Origin of the sequence: Kibdelosporangium banguiense (assembly GCF_017876405.1) — a bacterium.
GTDB classification, from domain to species: Bacteria; Actinomycetota; Actinomycetes; order Mycobacteriales; family Pseudonocardiaceae; genus Kibdelosporangium; species Kibdelosporangium banguiense.
Genome location: NZ_JAGINW010000001.1, coordinates 26,855 through 41,433 on the forward strand (window position 1 = coordinate 26,855; position 14,579 = coordinate 41,433).

Annotated in this window: 16 protein-coding genes and 2 tRNA genes; 6 read left to right on the forward strand and 12 right to left on the reverse strand. The window is 67.1% G+C overall.

The features are described 5' to 3' along the window. The first annotated feature begins 13 nt into the window (after nucleotides 1-13). Nucleotides 14-838: a MerR family transcriptional regulator gene (locus JOF56_RS00130; protein ID WP_209633140.1), complete on the forward strand. Its 825-nt coding sequence runs from the start codon at nucleotides 14-16 to the stop codon at nucleotides 836-838. Here the strand turns inward: JOF56_RS00130 and JOF56_RS00135 are convergent. The 4 genes from JOF56_RS00135 to JOF56_RS00150 all read right to left on the reverse strand — a co-directional run bounded on the left by JOF56_RS00135 (nucleotide 835) and on the right by JOF56_RS00150 (nucleotide 6,982). Further along, nucleotides 835-3,324 (reverse strand): DNA gyrase/topoisomerase IV subunit A, encoded by a 2,490-nt coding sequence (locus JOF56_RS00135; protein ID WP_209633142.1) that lies wholly within the window; start codon nucleotides 3,322-3,324, stop codon nucleotides 835-837. The two genes, JOF56_RS00130 and JOF56_RS00135, sit on opposite strands and share 4 nt — an antisense overlap. Nucleotides 3,325-3,357: 33 nt before the next feature. Beyond that, entirely contained in the window at nucleotides 3,358-5,409 is a 2,052-nt protein-coding gene (locus JOF56_RS00140) for a DNA gyrase/topoisomerase IV subunit B (RefSeq protein ID WP_209633144.1), read from the reverse strand. Between the two features lie 147 nt (nucleotides 5,410-5,556). Beyond that, a complete protein-coding gene (locus JOF56_RS00145) occupies nucleotides 5,557-6,111 on the reverse strand; it encodes a TetR/AcrR family transcriptional regulator (RefSeq protein ID WP_209633147.1) in 555 nt (184 codons plus the stop codon). A 52-nt stretch (nucleotides 6,112-6,163) separates the two neighbouring features. After that, the gene (locus JOF56_RS00150; RefSeq protein ID WP_209633149.1) at nucleotides 6,164-6,982 is read right to left on the reverse strand and encodes a GNAT family N-acetyltransferase; all 819 of its coding nucleotides are present in this window, start codon (nucleotides 6,980-6,982) and stop codon (nucleotides 6,164-6,166) included. A gap of 263 nt (nucleotides 6,983-7,245) precedes the next feature. Here JOF56_RS00150 and JOF56_RS00155 point away from each other — a divergent pair, with 263 nt between their 5' ends. Together JOF56_RS00155 and JOF56_RS00160 are read left to right on the forward strand one after the other, a co-directional pair. Next, nucleotides 7,246-7,593 carry an RNHCP domain-containing protein gene (locus tag JOF56_RS00155; protein WP_209633151.1) on the forward strand — a complete coding sequence of 116 codons (348 nt, stop codon included), beginning with the start codon at nucleotides 7,246-7,248 and terminating at the stop codon, nucleotides 7,591-7,593. Between the two features lies 1 nt (nucleotide 7,594). Further along, entirely contained in the window at nucleotides 7,595-7,996 is a 402-nt protein-coding gene (locus tag JOF56_RS00160; protein WP_209633153.1) for an RNHCP domain-containing protein, read from the forward strand. A 45-nt stretch (nucleotides 7,997-8,041) separates the two neighbouring features. Here the strand turns inward: JOF56_RS00160 and JOF56_RS00165 are convergent, their stop codons facing one another. The 4 genes from JOF56_RS00165 to JOF56_RS00180 are packed head-to-tail and all read right to left on the reverse strand — an operon-like array spanning nucleotide 8,042 to nucleotide 11,207. After that, entirely contained in the window at nucleotides 8,042-8,914 is an 873-nt protein-coding gene (locus tag JOF56_RS00165) for an exodeoxyribonuclease III (RefSeq protein WP_209633155.1), read from the reverse strand. 33 nt (nucleotides 8,915-8,947) lie between these two features. After that, the gene (locus JOF56_RS00170; protein WP_209633157.1) at nucleotides 8,948-9,562 is read right to left on the reverse strand and encodes an enoyl-CoA hydratase-related protein; all 615 of its coding nucleotides are present in this window, start codon (nucleotides 9,560-9,562) and stop codon (nucleotides 8,948-8,950) included. Between the two features lie 23 nt (nucleotides 9,563-9,585). After that, nucleotides 9,586-10,551: a carbohydrate kinase family protein gene (locus JOF56_RS00175; RefSeq protein ID WP_209633159.1), complete on the reverse strand. Its 966-nt coding sequence runs from the start codon at nucleotides 10,549-10,551 to the stop codon at nucleotides 9,586-9,588. After that, nucleotides 10,548-11,207: a class II aldolase/adducin family protein gene (locus JOF56_RS00180; protein ID WP_209633160.1), complete on the reverse strand. Its 660-nt coding sequence runs from the start codon at nucleotides 11,205-11,207 to the stop codon at nucleotides 10,548-10,550. The genes JOF56_RS00175 and JOF56_RS00180 overlap by 4 nt, the downstream gene beginning before the upstream one ends. A 55-nt stretch (nucleotides 11,208-11,262) precedes the next feature. On the opposite strand from JOF56_RS00180, the gene JOF56_RS00185 reads away from it, so the two are divergent. Continuing rightward, entirely contained in the window at nucleotides 11,263-11,886 is a 624-nt protein-coding gene (locus tag JOF56_RS00185) for a TetR/AcrR family transcriptional regulator (protein WP_209633162.1), read from the forward strand. Nucleotides 11,887-12,038: 152 nt separating this feature from the next. On the opposite strand, the gene JOF56_RS00190 is transcribed toward JOF56_RS00185, so the two are convergent. Both JOF56_RS00190 and JOF56_RS00195 read right to left on the reverse strand, forming a co-directional pair. Continuing rightward, nucleotides 12,039-12,112: transfer RNA gene (locus JOF56_RS00190), tRNA-Ile, on the reverse strand. Between the two features lie 42 nt (nucleotides 12,113-12,154). Continuing rightward, nucleotides 12,155-12,227, reverse strand: a tRNA-Asn gene (locus tag JOF56_RS00195). A gap of 134 nt (nucleotides 12,228-12,361) precedes the next feature. On the opposite strand from JOF56_RS00195, the gene JOF56_RS00200 reads away from it, so the two are divergent. Then, nucleotides 12,362-12,550 (forward strand): hypothetical protein, encoded by a 189-nt coding sequence (locus JOF56_RS00200; protein ID WP_209633164.1) that lies wholly within the window; start codon nucleotides 12,362-12,364, stop codon nucleotides 12,548-12,550. On the opposite strand, the gene JOF56_RS00205 is transcribed toward JOF56_RS00200, so the two are convergent. Next, the gene (locus JOF56_RS00205; RefSeq protein ID WP_209633166.1) at nucleotides 12,543-13,298 is read right to left on the reverse strand and encodes a trans-aconitate 2-methyltransferase; all 756 of its coding nucleotides are present in this window, start codon (nucleotides 13,296-13,298) and stop codon (nucleotides 12,543-12,545) included. The genes JOF56_RS00200 and JOF56_RS00205 overlap by 8 nt on opposite strands. Nucleotides 13,299-13,416: 118 nt before the next feature. On the opposite strand from JOF56_RS00205, the gene JOF56_RS00210 reads away from it, so the two are divergent. Further along, on the forward strand, nucleotides 13,417-14,040 hold the full coding sequence (locus JOF56_RS00210; RefSeq protein ID WP_209633167.1) for a maleylpyruvate isomerase family mycothiol-dependent enzyme: 624 nt from the start codon (nucleotides 13,417-13,419) through the stop codon (nucleotides 14,038-14,040). Between the two features lie 3 nt (nucleotides 14,041-14,043). On the opposite strand, the gene JOF56_RS00215 is transcribed toward JOF56_RS00210, so the two are convergent. Beyond that, nucleotides 14,044-14,571 (reverse strand): hypothetical protein, encoded by a 528-nt coding sequence (locus JOF56_RS00215; RefSeq protein ID WP_209647913.1) that lies wholly within the window; start codon nucleotides 14,569-14,571, stop codon nucleotides 14,044-14,046. Nucleotides 14,572-14,579: the final 8 nt, after the last annotated feature.

Here is a 14,579-nt window from a genome sequence, read left to right on the forward strand (position 1 = left end):
GAACTGACCCATCATGTTCACCATCGGAGATTTCGCCAGGTACGGCCAGGTGTCGGTGCGGATGCTGCGCCACTACGACGCACTCGGCCTCCTGCGGCCCGCGCATGTCGACCCGGCCACCGGCTATCGCTTCTACCACGCCACCCAGCTGGCCCGGCTCAACCGGATCATCGCCCTCAAAGGCCTGGGGTTCACCCTCGGGCAGGTCGCCGGGCTGCTCGACGAGCAGGTCAGCGGCGAACGGATGCGGGGAATGCTGCAGCTCAGGCACGCCGAGGTGCAGGCGCGGATCGCTGCGGAGACCGACCGGCTCCGGCAGGTCGAGGCGAGGCTCCGGCTGATCGAAAGTGAGGGTCACATGGCAGTCGCGGATGTCGTGCTCAAGGAAGTTGCGGCGCAACGGGTCGCCGAGCTGACCGCGGTCGCGGCGAGCTGGGAACAGGAAGACATCGGACCAGTCATCGGACCGCTGTACCAGGATCTGTGCGAGCGGATGGACAGGGCCGGCGTGACAGGAGTGGCGCCCGGGGTGGCCTGGTACGAGGAGGTGCCGAACAGCGGCGGCAAGGTCGTCGTGCACGCGACAGTGCCGGTGGACCGCCCGCTCGGCACCGACGACGCCGGGTTCACGGTCGTCGACCTGAAGCCTCTGGAGAAGGCCGCGACGATCGTGCACCACGGCGCCATGTCGGACATGCTTCCGGCCGAGCAGGCGCTGGCCGCCTGGATCGAGCAGAACGGCTACCGCCCGATGGGCTACCCCCGTGAGGTCAACCTGGAGTGCCCGCCGGGCGAGTTCGACCGCTGGGTCACCGAGTTGCAGCAGCAAGTCTGCTAGTCACGTTCGATGATGTGACCGACCACGTCCGGGCCTGGGTGGGCGTGGCCGGAACCGTCCCGGCGCATGTCCACCTCGGGCAGTTCCACGGCCGAGCCGGTGCTGGACGCACCCGCCGGTCGTGGGCCGACCCAGGCCAGCACCAGCTGGGTCTCGCCCTTGAGGAAGCGATGCGTCCGCACACCGCCGGTGGCCCGGCCCTTGGCCGGGTACTGCGAGAACGGCGTTACCTTCACGCTCAAGCCTGTCGACGTCACGACCATCGGCTCGCCGTGTTCGTCGTCATCAGTGCGGACCGCACCGAAGAACACCGCATGGGCTTCTTTGCCGAGGTTGATACCTGCCATGCCGCCACCCTTCAGACCTTGCGGGCGGACAAGGGAAGCAGCGAAGCGCAGCAGCGAGGAATCCGACGACAGGAACGTCATGGTCTCGGTTCCGTCGGTCAGCCAGGTCGCGCCGATGATCTCGTCGCCGTCCTTGAGACTGATCACTTCGAACTCGTCCGACCGGACCGGCCACTCCGGCGCACAGATCTTCACCACGCCCTGACGCGTACCCAGCGCGAGGCCTGGTGATCCGGCTCCCTGCTCACCGAGCGGCGCTATGCCGACGACCTTTTCGCCCTTCTCCAATGCAACCAGCTCACGCGCGGCCATCCCGCCGCCGAGCGAGACAGTCCCGCTCTGGTCAGGCAGCACCGGGAGCGGCAGCACGTCGGTCTTGAACGCCCGCCCCTGGTTGGTGACCAGCAGAATCTGGCCGCGTGCGGTCGAATGCACGACTGCCGCGACCGTGTCGTGTTTCGCACGGCCGTTTCGGCGCCGGGCCTCGCTCGATTCCTCGGACTCGGCGGCAGTCCGGGCGACCAGGCCGGTCGCGGACAGGATCACCTGGCACGGATCGTCGGCGACCTCCAGCGGACCGGCCGGCTTGGACGCGGCCAGCACCTCCTTGAGGTCACCGTCGATCAGCGCGGTCCGGCGCTCCCCTGCCAGGTCCTTGGCGACCTTGGCCAGCTCGGAGGAGACCACCTTACGCAGCACGGCCGGATCGTCCAGGATCTTGGACAGCTCGGCGATCTCGGCGTTGAGCTGGTCCTGCTCGGACTCCAGCTCGATGCGGTCGAACTTGGTCAGCCTGCGCAGCGGGGTGTCCAAAATGTACTGCGCCTGGATCTCGGAGAGCTTGAACTGCGTCATCAGGCCGTCTTTGGCCGCCGCGGCGTTCTCGCTGTTGCGGATCAGCCGGATCACCTTGTCGATGTTGATCAGGGCCTTGAGCAGGCCCTCGACCAGGTGCAGGCGCTCTTCCCGCTTGCGGCGGCGATACCGCGTGCGCCGGGTGACGACCTCGGCGCGGTGCTTGAGGAAGACCTCCAGCAAAGCCTTGAGCCCCAGCGTCTGCGGCTGACCGTCCACAAGCACCAGGTTGTTGATGCCGAACGACTGCTCCATCGGCGTCAGCCGGTACAGGTCGGCGAGCAGGGCCTGCGGGTTGACACCGACCTTGCACTCGATGACCAGGCGGGTGCCGTTCTCCCGGTCGGTGAGGTCCTTGACGTCCGCGATCCCGGTGAGCCGCTTGGACTTGTTCACCTCATCGGTGATCTTCTCGATGATCCGCTCAGTACCGACGCCGTAGGGCAACTCGGTGACAGTGATCGCCTGCCGCCCACGGCTGCCCTCCAGCGGACCGGTCTCGGCGCGCGCCCGCATCCGGACCACACCACGGCCCGTCTCGTAGGCCTTACGAACCTCATCCAGCCCCAGCAACATCCCGCCGGTAGGCAGATCCGGCCCCGGCACAAACTCCATCAGCTTGTCGAGCGTCGCATCCGGGTGACTGATCAACCACCGCGCGGCCGCCACAACCTCACCGAGATTGTGCGGAATCATGTTCGTGGCCATACCGACCGCGATCCCCGAAGTCCCGTTCACCAACAGGTTCGGGAAAGCCGCAGGCAGAACCGTCGGCTCCTGAAGCGAACCGTCATAGTTCGGCCGGAAGTCGACCGTGTCCTCGCCCAGTTCCCCGACCAGAAGCATGGCCTCCGGCGACATCCGTGCCTCGGTGTACCTGGACGCGGCCGGCCCGTCATCCGGCGAGCCGAAGTTGCCATGCCCGTCGATCAACGGCGAGTTCAGCGAAAAGTCCTGCGCCATCCGGACCATGGAGTCGTAAATCGCCGAGTCACCGTGCGGGTGGTAGCGGCCCATCACGTCACCGACGACGCGTGACGACTTCACATACGGAGAATCTGGACGCTGACCATTCTGCTGCATCGAGAACAGGATGCGGCGGTGTACGGGCTTGAGGCCGTCACGCGCGTCGGGCAGGGCGCGGGAGTGGATGACCGAGTAGGCGTACTCCAGGTAGGAGTCCTCGATCTCGGTCTTCAACGAGTTGTCGATGACGTTGGCGCCCGCGCTGTCGAACGCGCTGGGATCAACCCGGGTGGTCGTGGTGCCCTTGCGGCGTGCCATTGATCAGTACTCTCTCTGTCCTTCGAAAACCCGTCAGACGTCGATCGCCTCGCGGTCCACCCGGCTGGACGACTCGACCAGCCAGTTGCGCCGCGGCTCGACTTTCTCGCCCATCAGCAGTTCGAGGGCCTCCTCGGCGGCGTCGGCGTCGTCGAGGGTGATCCGGCGCACCGAGCGGGTCACCGGGTTCATCGTGGTCTCCCACAGTTCGTCCGCGTCCATCTCGCCGAGACCCTTGAACCGGGGCACCGGCATGACGATCTGTTTGCCGGCCTTCTGCAGCGCGGCGACAGTCGTCTCCATCTCGCGCTGGGTGAAGGTGAAGCGAGTCTCGGAGTTGCGGCCCTTGGTGACGACCTTGTGCAGCGGCGGCATGGCCGCGTAGAGCCGACCGTCCTCGATCACGGGCCGCATGTACTTGGCGAACAAGGTGATCAGCAGGGTCCGGATGTGCGAGCCGTCGACGTCGGCGTCGGCCATCAGGATCACACGGCCGTAACGCATCGTGGCCAGGTCGAACGTACGGCCCGAACCTGCGCCCAGGACCTGCACGATCGAGGCGATCTCGGCGTTGCGCAGGGTGTCGGCCAGGCTTGCCTTCTGGACGTTGAGGATCTTGCCGCGCAACGGCAGCAGGGCCTGGTACTCCGAAACCCGCGCCATACGCGCCGAACCGAGGGCGCTGTCACCCTCCACGAGGAACAGCTCGCTGCGGGCCACGCCTGTCGTGCGGCAGTCCACCAGCTTGGGCGGCATGGCCGCGCCTTCGAGGGCGGTCTTGCGGCGGGCGGCGTCCTTCTGCTGCTTCTGGGTCAGCCGCACGCGCGCCGCGTCGACGACCTTCTGCAGGACGATCTTGGCCTCGGCCTTGGTCTTGCGGTCCTCGGTCCACGCCTTGACGTTGCGTTCGACGATGCCCTGGATCACCTTGGTGACGCCCGCGGTGGACAGCTCGTCCTTGGTCTGCGAGGTGAACTGCGGCTCTGGCACGCGCACGTGGATCACCGCGGTCATGCCTTCGAGCACGTCGTCGAGCTGCGGCGGGTCCTCTTTGGGCTTGAGCAGCCCGCGGGTCTTGGAAATGGCCTCCTGCAACGACTTCAGCGCGGCCCGCTCGAAGCCCTTGCGGTGCGTGCCGCCGTGCACGTTGCGGATGGTGTTGGTGAAGCACTCCACGATCCGGTCGTACCCGGTGCCCCAGCGGAACGCGACCTCGACCTCGACCTGACGCTCTACTTTGGACCGCATGACGCCGTTCTCGTCGGCGGCGTTCTCGGTGTACGTACCGGTGCCGTTGATCAACAGCGTTCCGGTGACCGCTTTCTCACCATCCGGGGACAGGAAGTCGACCATGTCCGACAGCCCGTTGGGGAAGTGGAACGTCTCCTCTTCGATCGCCCCTTGGGTGGCGTCACGCAATACATATGTGACGCCCGGAACGAGGAAGGCGGTGTTACGCAGCTTGGCGCGCACGGCCTCGACGTCCAGCGCGGCGCCGTTCTCGAAGTACCGCGAGTCGTACCAGTAGCGGATCGAGGTGCCGGTTGGTTCGCCACGCTTCATCTTGCCCATGACCTGCAGGCCGGACTGCTTGACGAACTTCGCCTTCGGGCCCGGCCCGTCGAACACCGCGGGCGTGCCCTGGGCGAACGACATCTGGTGGACCTTGCCCTCACGTTTCACCGTGACGTCGAAACGGTGGGACAACGCGTTCACCGCGGAGGCACCCACACCGTGCAGGCCACCTGAGGTCTTGTAGCCCGAGCCACCGAACTTTCCACCCGCGTGCAGCCGGGTGAGCACGAGCTCGACACCGGACAGACCGGACTTCGCGTGCACACCGGTCGGAATGCCGCGGCCGTCGTCGTCCACCTGGACGCTGCCGTCTGCGTGCAAAGTCACAACGACCCGGGTGGCCAGCCCGGCTATGCCCTCGTCGGTCGAGTTGTCGACGATCTCGGTGAACAGGTGATTGATGCCACGGCTGTCGGTGGACCCGATGTACATGCCGGGTCGTTTGCGGACGGCCTCGAGCCCTTCGAGGTGCGTTAGGTCGTCAGCCCCGTAGATGGTCTCGGCTGTCACAGGGTCTCTCTCCCCAAATCGGTACTGGCTCACACAAGCTTGCGGCGGCAAATCTGCGCCACGGTACCGAAGGGTATCTGCAACCTCCGACATCTGTTCGAATACTGGGGCTCGAGTCGGGCTCCGTGGCTGGTTGTGCCCGGAGGATTACCCGGTCAGCAGCCTGGCAAGCGTGGATGCGAACCGCTGCGGATCGATACCGGCCGGCCGGCGACCGAAGTACTCGGTCGTCAGAAAGTACCCGGTCATCGCCGACATCATCACGGCGGCCGCGGCCTGCGGATCGGCCCGCACGGCCTCGACCGGCGCCACCGCCAGCTCCTCGGCCGTCCCCAGCTCGACACCCCGGTCGGCCATCACCTGCTGGACGTGCTCGGCGACCTCGGGAGCACGATTGCGTTCCCACATCAGGATTGTCATCAGCGGACGAAGCCGGCCGAGAAAGTCCAGGTCGGATAACAGCTGCCCGGCCAGCGTTCCAGCGGCCGGCACGGCAGGATCCTTGCGTACCAACGCGATCTCACGTTCCACAACGGCCGCGAGCAACGCCTGCTTGTCCTTGAAGTGCCGGTAGAAACTTCCACTGCCTGCCGACAGTCCCGCGGCGGCCTCGATCGCGGTGACCGGCGTCGCAGCCACACCACGTTCGGCAAAAAGCTGCAACGCCACGTCCATGATTCGTTCGCGCGTGCCGCTGGCCATGTGAGGCACACTACTCTTGGCAAGAGCAAGAACACTCTTTGCACACGGCCGCCTAGCCCGACGCGGACGTAAGCCCCGTGAACAGGCGTTTCCGGTCGCCAGGCAACGGCTCGCCGCGCACCATGACAGTGGTCGTCGCACCGCGCTGCACGCCGAGGCTCTCCACCCAATCGACCAGCCCCTGCTGCTCCAGGGTGAGATCGAGGCGAATCGGGCCGTCGATCTCCGCGGCCAGGTCCTCGATGAGCGCTTGGGCGAGCTGTGGGTTCTCGGCCAGCACGGGACCGATCACCGTGTTGCCCACGTTCGGCCAGCTGCCCGCGTAGCCGCGCAGGCCTGCGGGGCCGTCGATCACACGCAGGCTCGTGCAGAACGTGGGCAGCTGTGCCAGCACCTTCGGCCTGGACATGCCGAAGATCTCCGCGTCCAGCCGGGCGATCTCCGGCATGTCCTCTGTGGACGCAGGCCGGGACACACCGCTGGCGGATGTGCCGAAGTCGCCGATGAACTGGGATTTCTCGCCGACGGCCCGGAAGGCGAGACGCTCGTAGACCGGCCTGCCGTACTCGGTCGCGACCAGCCAGGCCGACGCCGTTCCGGCTGCTTGCAAGGCATGGGTCATCAGGCGGGTACCGAGGCCCTGCCGTGCGTACGACGGGGCGACAAGCATCATGCCGATAGCCGCGACCTCATTGCCGTACTGCGTGGACACGACAACTCCAGCCAGGCCGCCGTCCGCATCGTCGATGCCGTAAACGTCACCGATTTCGAACAGCAGCCGCCACAGGTGTTCCTGCCGCAGCCACTCGCGGCTCTCCGCAAGCGCCAGGCAGTCCGCCAGCCGGTCAGCGCCCAACCGATTGATCGACATCCATCAACCGTACCCAGGCGATCGTCTTGCGTGCCGGAAATTCGGTGGCGAGGCCGTTGCGGCCCTTGCTAGGTTGCGAGCCACCCCGACCCGGGCCAGCACAGCCCTAGAAAGTAGTTGACCTATGACCCGCCGCGCCGAGGGCGCCCGCTCGCGCCTTGGTAGCTCCTGCCCATCCGGCCGCGGAGCCACCCCGCGCTGAGCCAGGTCCTTCGGCGCCCTCCTCCCGGAAATCATCGGTATTCCCGGCTAGGAGCCCATAGGTGTCCATCAAGAACCCTTATCTCAGCACTGACACGTTCACCTGCATCCGGTGTGGACTGACAGTTTCCAAACTCACGCAAGCGCCTGGTGAACGGCTGCGCAACCACTGCCCGAGCTGTCTGCATTCGCGGCACACAGCCGATCCGGAGTGCCAGGCGCGGATGATCCCGATCTCGATCGCGGTGCTGCGCAACAGCGACTGGATGATCATCCACCGCTGCACGCGCTGCGACGAGCTCACCTCCAATCCGATCAGCACCGACGACAACCAGCTGATCCTGGTGCGGATGGCGGTCCGGCCGCTGGCCCAGCCGCCGTTCCCGCTCGAAGCCTTCGGCGGGATGTGACATGCCCAGACGGCACAACCCTCGTCAGGGCAGGCCACAACGCACCAAGCAGAAACGGCGGGACAACCCGGGCGAGTCGTTCCGGTGTGCCGGATGCCGGCTCGACGTGTCCTTCGTGGCGCCTGGCACGGCCCACCGCAACCATTGCCCGAACTGTCTCACCAGCCTGCACGTCGACAGCCGGATCCCCGGCGACCGGCGGGCCGGCTGCCACGGCCGGATGGTGCCGCTGAGCCTGTCGGTCCGGCCGGACGGCGAGTGGATGATCATCCACAGCTGTCTGGCCTGTGACGAGCTCAGCGCCAACCGCGTCGCGGGCGACGACAACGCCTTGGTACTGCTGCGGATCGCGTTGCGTCCGTTCGACAACCGGCTGCCGGAACGCGCCCTGCTGGCCCTGTGAAATGTGATCCCGTGTGCGGGCCTGCTCGCACACGGGACCGTCACGTCACTTCGCCTGGGGCAGCTTCTTTGATCCGCGTTTGACCGCAGGAGCCGACGGCGGGGGCACAACCGGACCGATGTCGCCGTCCGGTGCGGTGTCGAGGTCGAGCATGACCGGGGCGTGGTCGCTGGGGCCCGTTCCCTTGCGGGCCTGGCGATCCACCCAGGACGCCTGCGCGCGGACGGCGACTGGGGCACTGGCGAGAATGAGGTCGATCCGCATGCCGAGGTCCTGGTGGAACATGCCGGCCCGGTAGTCCCAGTACGTGAAGATCCGGTTGCCGGGCCACCGGTCCCGCATCACGTCACGCAGCCCGAGATCCTGCAGCGCGGCCAAAGCGGCCCGCTCCGGCGGGGTCACATGGGTCTGGCCGACGTAGGCGTCCGGGTCGAACAGGTCAGCGTCGGCGGGCGCGATGTTCATGTCACCGCAGACCACCACCGCCTCGGGGCCGGCCTCGACCACCGCCCGCAAGGCCGCCAGCCACGCGAGTTTGTACTGGTAGTGGTCGGAATCCGGGGTCCGGCCGTTGGGCACGTAAACCGAATGGACGCGCACGCCGTCGCAGGTCGCGGACACCGCACGGGCCTCGGCGTGCGGGAAGCCGGGCGCACCGGGCAAGCCTGCTTCGACGTCCTCGAGACCGACGCGCGACAGGATCGCGACGCCGTTCCACTGCACCTCGCCGTTCAGGGCGAACTCGTAGCCACGGCTGGTCAGCTCGGATTCCAGCAGTTTCGTGAACGCCTCGTCGGCCAGCTTGGTCTCCTGCAGGCACACCACATCGGGTTTCCGCTGGTCCAGCCACGGCAGCAACCGCGGCACCCGCTGCTTGACCGAGTTCACATTCCAGGTCGCGATCCGCACCCGATCCACCGTAGTCCTGTCGCCGGCCGGGCGCCGGGCTGGTCAACCGCACCCGGAGGCCACGGGCTGCCCTTCGGTGAAATCCACGTCGATGGCGTTGCGGATCGCGGCCAGAATCCCTTGCCTGGCCCGAAGTTTGTGCATGTCCATACCGATGGCGGCGATGGCCATGTCGCGTGCGGCATGCGCCAGCCGGGCCTCAGGCACCACAAGATCGAGGAAGACCACCGACCGGCGGATGATCTCCGTGGCGGTGAGCCACATCTGCAGGCCGTCCGCGGAGATCTGATAGCCGGCCGCACCGACCCGGAAATCCCCGGACAGCACCAGCAACGCCCCCATCTCGGCGGCATGCCCAGTGCACTTGACGACCACCGGCCGGGGAAACGCGAGCAGCCGCGCAGCGAGTTTGAACCCGGACCGCACCAAAGCGACCGACCGCGGCCCACCCTCACGCAGGATCGCGGAATCAAAACCGTCGGAGAACAGCCCATCACGCCCAGTCAGCAGAACGACGGCCCTGTCTGCCTGCGCCTGGTCCAGCGCGGCGTTCAGACTGCCGATCATCTGCGGCGACAACGTGTTCCGCGCGCCATCGTCCATGGTGATCGACGCGATCCCGTCGGTCAGTTCATACCGGACAAGTGGCGGCTGCATGTCACAAGTCTCCTCCTATCCCATCATCCGTGAAAGCCCTCCATGTGCGTTCGCCCGTCAAGGACCGGCGTGGCGACGGCGAAGGCGTCGGCCGTGGCGAGGTCGAAGGCGCCATGATCGCTGCCGAGTCCTTGAGCCACAAGAGCCGCGGCCGCGCAGCCGAGCACGGCAGCCTCCCGCAGTGGACGACCGAGGCCGATACCGCGCAGGAATCCGGCCGAGAACGCGTCGCCACAACCGGTGGTGTCAACCACCGTGACGGCGAACGCGGGCACAGCGATCATCTCGTCCGCCGTCACCACCAGGGCACCGCGGGCTTCTCTCGTGACCGCGACGCAGCCGACGCCCTGGCTGAGCAGCGCGCGGGCGCCGTCCTCGAGCGTGGCGGCGCCTGTCAGCCCAAGTACCTGTTCTTCGTTGGGCAGCAAGTAATCCAGGTGCGGCAGGGCGGGCGCGAGCCACGCGAGCACGCCGGGATCGCCTGGCGCGAGCAGGTCGGCAGACGTCACGACGCCGGCCGATCTTGCCGGGGCAAGGATCTTCGCTGCATTCTCGCCGCCCATCAACTCCGGCCCGCCCAGGTGCAGGTGGGTCGCGCGGGCGATCTCGCCGTGTGGGGCGTCCTCGGGTCCGTAGGTGAGGTTCGCGCCCGGCACGTGAAAAGCAGGCCGGCTGCCGTCCGGCCTGATCGGCAGCACCGACGCCGAGGTCTGCACTCCGTCACGGCGCAGCACCAGGGAAGTGTCCACGCCGTAACCGGCGAGCATCGTCAGCAGCATGTCGCCCACCGGGTCGGCGCCGACCGCGCCCGCAGTACGGACCGTCGCGCCAAGCTTGGCCAGAGTGACCGACGTGCCCGCGGCCGTGCCCGCCGGCCCGAACCGGATCTGCTCCACCAGGACCGCGCCCTGGCCTTCCGGGATGGCCTCGACCGGCCGGACCTGCACGTCGAAAACGTGCGCACCCAGCGTGACAACCGTCTGCGTCATCGTTCCTCCTCGATCCGCCGGGGACGGCCGTAACCGCGCCGCACGGCTGCGGCCACGACAGCGGCCTGTTGTTCCGGATCCAGCACCCGCGGCACACCAAGCGTCGCGGCGCGCAAATACAAGCCGCAGGCCCACTCGAGCAGGAGGGCGTTGTCCACCGCGGCCTCCAGCGTCGAGCCGTAAGCGATCGCGCCATGGTTGGCCAGCAGCGCCGCCGATTTACCTTCAAGCGCCGCAAGAGTCCCCACAGCCAGTTCCGCGGAACCGAACACAGCGAACGGCGCGACACGAATCGAGCCGCCCAGCGCAAGCATTTGGTAGTGCACGCAGGGAAGCTCGTCGAGCACCAGGGAAACCGCAGTGGCCTGCGGCGAGTGGGTGTGCACCACCGCACCCGCATGAAAGTCCCGGTAGATCCCCAGATGCAGCTCCAACTCCGACGTCGGAGCAAACTCCCCGGCGACCACGCCACCATCCAGATCGGCGACCGTCACCTGCTCCGGCGTGGCCCGCCCCAGCACAACCCCAGTCGCGGTAACCGCCACATGCTCGCCAACCCGGACGCTCACGTTGCCCGCCGTGCCGATCAGCAGCCCCTCACGGGCAAGACCATGACAGGCCTGGGCCACTGCCCGCCGCGCCTCGTCGGAATCCATGGGCCGAGGCTAGAATAAACCTGAACCAAAGTCACGTTCAGGTTTTGGGAGCGACATGACCCTGCGCCGGGTACCGCGTCAGGCACGGTCGAAGCAGAAGCTCGCCCAGGTACTCGCGGCCGCGGACCGCCTGCTCACGGCCGAAGGCGTCGAGGCACTGACCACCACCCGTGTCGCTGCCGAGGCCGGAGTCTCCGTGGGCGCGCTCTACCAGTACCTGCCGGACCGGGACGCCATCACTGAGGCCCTGGCCGACGTATACCTCGCCCGCCTGGAAGACCTCATGGACTCATTCGCCACCCGCGCGGCCCAGGAAACCTGGCCAGACCCAGTCGGCCTGCTCGTCGACGCCTTCGCCGGCCTCTACCGCACCGAACCCGGCTTCCGCGCCCTCTGGTTCGGCCGAGGCCTCACCGAAGCAACACAAGAAGCCGACCGCGCCCACAAGCACACAATGGTCACCGGCGTACACCGAATCCTCGTCAACCAGCACCTGCTCCCCGACGACGACTCAGCCGCAACCGCCTGTCGCACCGCATTCCTCGCAGCCGACGCCATCATCCAGGAAGCATTCCGCACAGCCCCAACCGGCGACCCCACCCTCCTCGACAACCTCAAAACCATGCTCCGCGCCTACCTAACCCACCTGACCCCACCGCAGACAGCAACCACCTCTTGAGCTCCAGGACGAAGCCCGCCCCAGAGAAAGCAAACGCGCCCAGCGCTGGTTCAGCACCAACCGCACCGCAGGGGCTTGGAGGGCTCGGCCCCCCAAAATAATGACGGAGGACCCGGTCCGCGCTTTCCGCGGACACAGGTCCCCTGACGACGTGGGCCGGGTGGGGCTCGAACCCACGGCCAAGGGATTATGAGTCCCCTGCTCTGACCAACTGAGCTACCGGCCCCTGGAAACGAATGAACCCCAGGTAAAGCTACCTGGGGTTTTGCTCCTCCAGCTGGACTCGAACCAGCAACCCTTCGATTAACAGTCGAATGCTCTGCCAATTGAGCTATGGAGGACTGCTTGGCGCCAGGCTGGGTTGTGCTTGCCTGACAGGGGGTAACTCTAGCGTACGGCCCCTGGGGCGGGCGGCAGGGGGGTCGATCCTGAGGGAAGATGGACGGACGTAGTCGAGGCACGGGAGGCAGAGACCATGAAGGTGTTCCTGGCTGGGGTTGCCATTGGCTACGTGCTGGGGGCGAAGGCGGGCCGTGAGCGGTACGACCAGATCATGCGGGCGTACCACACGCTGCTTGAGCACCCGGCTGTGCAGAGTGCGGCCGGGGTGGCCAGGGCGAAGATCGGCGAGAAGCTGGGCAAGGCCAAGCAGACTGTCAGCTGAGCTGGGCGACGGCGAAGACGCGGCGGAACGGGAACCAGGTACGGCCGTCCGCCCGGCGCGGGTAGGCCTCGCGGAGTTTGGGTGCGAGGTCGGCGCGGAAGGCTGCCCATTCTTCATCCGACAGGGTGGCTTTGACCGGTCGCAGGGCTGTGCCGGTGATCCATTCGAGGACTGGGTCTTCGCCGGTCAGGACCTGTGTGTAGGTCGTTTCCCAGGTGTCGGTCGCGCAGCCGTCGAAGAGCTCCGCGTAGCCCGTTGGGGTGAGCACCGCGTCCTCGGGGCGTAGGTCGACGTCGGCGAGCCGCGATTTCCAGGCGCCGGCGGCCAGTTCGCGGACCAGACGGTGGGACGGCCCGTCGAAGTTGCCTGGGACCTGCAGGGCGATCCAGGCTCCGGAGGGCAGTTCGGTCACCCATCGGCGCAGGATCTCCGCATGGTCCGGCACCCATTGCAGGACGGCGTTGGTGACGATCACGTCTGTGTCCGGTTGTGGCCGCCAGGTCGCGACGTCACCCACATGGGCGTCGATTCCGCGGTCGCGGGCGGCTTCGACCATCTCCGGGGAGGAGTCGAAGGCTTCGAGCGCCGCGTCCGGCCAGCGGGATGCCAGGACCGTGGTGAGGTTGCCGGGACCGCAGCCCAGGTCGACCACACGACGGGGTGATTTCGCCTGGATACGGCCGATCAGCTCGTAGAACGGCCGCGCCCGGTGATCGGCGAACGTCAGGTACTTGTCGGGATCCCACATAGCCACCTCCAGCAAACCGTACGTACGGATTGTATGGCTTCGACGGGCCGCGCACAACCATTCTCGAAGGGTTGCTGGTTCCGCGACGATTCCGCGGTGCCCCGGGAGTCTCACTGGCATGACTGACGCACTCTGGCAGCCTGTCCATGCCGAGCGAGCCGCCCTGGCAGCCGACCTCAAGGACCTGACCGACGAACAGTGGGCCACGACGTCGCTGTGTACCGAATTCTCGGTGCGTGAAGTTCTGGCGCACATCACCGCGGCGGCGACTCTCAATCCTGTGCGGTGGATGGTGGGAGTGATCCGTTGCCGGTTCGACTTCGACAAGCAGGTCGCCATGCGGCTGGCCGAGCACCTGGGCACGAGTCCGGCCGGGACCCTCGCAAGGTTCCGCGATGTCGTCACGAGCACGACCAAACCGCCTCTTCCGGTCGTGGCGATGCTCGGGGAGACGATCGTGCATGGAGAGGACATCCGGCGCCCCTTGGGAATTCGCCGCGACTATCCACTTGAGACGATCACGCGGCTGGCCGGGTACTACGCGAGCTCGGACATGGTCGTCCTGGCGAAGGGCCGAATCGGTGGCCTACGGCTCAAAGCGACCGACGGCCCCTTCGCGACCGGCGACGGCGCACTCGTGTCCGGCACGACTTTGGCGCTGACAATGGCGATGACCGGCCGCAAGGCGTACTGCGACGAACTCGAAGGCGACGGAGTTCCAGTGCTACGCGACAAAGCGTGACTGTCAGTCCGGCTGCTCCGAGTCCGGCGAGGCCGCCCGCAACTTCGCGGCGACTTCGGACGCGACCCGGTGCACGGCTTGCTCGTCGGTTCCCGGATCAGGCCGGACCTGCAGTGTGATTCCGTCCTGACCAGGGATTCTGCGCTGGACGAACCACGCGCCGCCGCCCGGCAGCTCCTGGCGGTGCCGGGAGCTGATCGACTTCGTCACCCGGGTGTGCACGATGTCCGGCAGTTTGCCCACGCCGGTGAGCACGAACTTGACGGGCGGCATGTCGTTGAGGACAACGGCGTCACCGGCATGCGCCGCTTCGGTGGCCTCGATCAGCACCAAGGCACCGCCGCCCCAGGTCGCCTTGCTGATCAGGTGCCAGCCGACCCGGCGGGACCCGGGCAGCCATAGGCCGTGCGACGTCGCCACCAGGTGCCCGCCGGACTTCACCGGCGAGGACGCCAGGACGTATTCGCCTTCCTCCAGCGTGCCCTCGAAATCGTCCGGCAGATCGCCACGGCCGGTGAGCCGTCCGATCATCTTGCGAA

Bases quoted from the DNA above. Each gene is read 5' to 3' on its own strand.
- JOF56_RS00130 (WP_209633140.1), top strand. From the start codon at position 14: ATGTTCACCATCGGAGATTTCGCCAGGTACGGCCAGGTGTCGGTGCGG.
- JOF56_RS00135 (WP_209633142.1), bottom strand. From the start codon at position 3,324: ATGGCACGCCGCAAGGGCACCACGACCACCCGGGTTGATCCCAGCGCG.
- JOF56_RS00145 (WP_209633147.1), bottom strand. From the start codon at position 6,111: ATGGCCAGCGGCACGCGCGAACGAATCATGGACGTGGCGTTGCAGCTT.
- JOF56_RS00150 (WP_209633149.1), bottom strand. From the start codon at position 6,982: ATGTCGATCAATCGGTTGGGCGCTGACCGGCTGGCGGACTGCCTGGCG.
- JOF56_RS00160 (WP_209633153.1), top strand. From the start codon at position 7,595: ATGCCCAGACGGCACAACCCTCGTCAGGGCAGGCCACAACGCACCAAG.
- JOF56_RS00170 (WP_209633157.1), bottom strand. From the start codon at position 9,562: ATGCAGCCGCCACTTGTCCGGTATGAACTGACCGACGGGATCGCGTCG.
- JOF56_RS00175 (WP_209633159.1), bottom strand. From the start codon at position 10,551: ATGACGCAGACGGTTGTCACGCTGGGTGCGCACGTTTTCGACGTGCAG.
- JOF56_RS00180 (WP_209633160.1), bottom strand. From the start codon at position 11,207: ATGGATTCCGACGAGGCGCGGCGGGCAGTGGCCCAGGCCTGTCATGGT.
- JOF56_RS00185 (WP_209633162.1), top strand. From the start codon at position 11,263: ATGACCCTGCGCCGGGTACCGCGTCAGGCACGGTCGAAGCAGAAGCTC.
- JOF56_RS00200 (WP_209633164.1), top strand. From the start codon at position 12,362: ATGAAGGTGTTCCTGGCTGGGGTTGCCATTGGCTACGTGCTGGGGGCG.
- JOF56_RS00205 (WP_209633166.1), bottom strand. From the start codon at position 13,298: ATGTGGGATCCCGACAAGTACCTGACGTTCGCCGATCACCGGGCGCGG.
- JOF56_RS00210 (WP_209633167.1), top strand. From the start codon at position 13,417: ATGACTGACGCACTCTGGCAGCCTGTCCATGCCGAGCGAGCCGCCCTG.
- JOF56_RS00215 (WP_209647913.1), bottom strand. From the start codon at position 14,571: ATGATCGGACGGCTCACCGGCCGTGGCGATCTGCCGGACGATTTCGAG.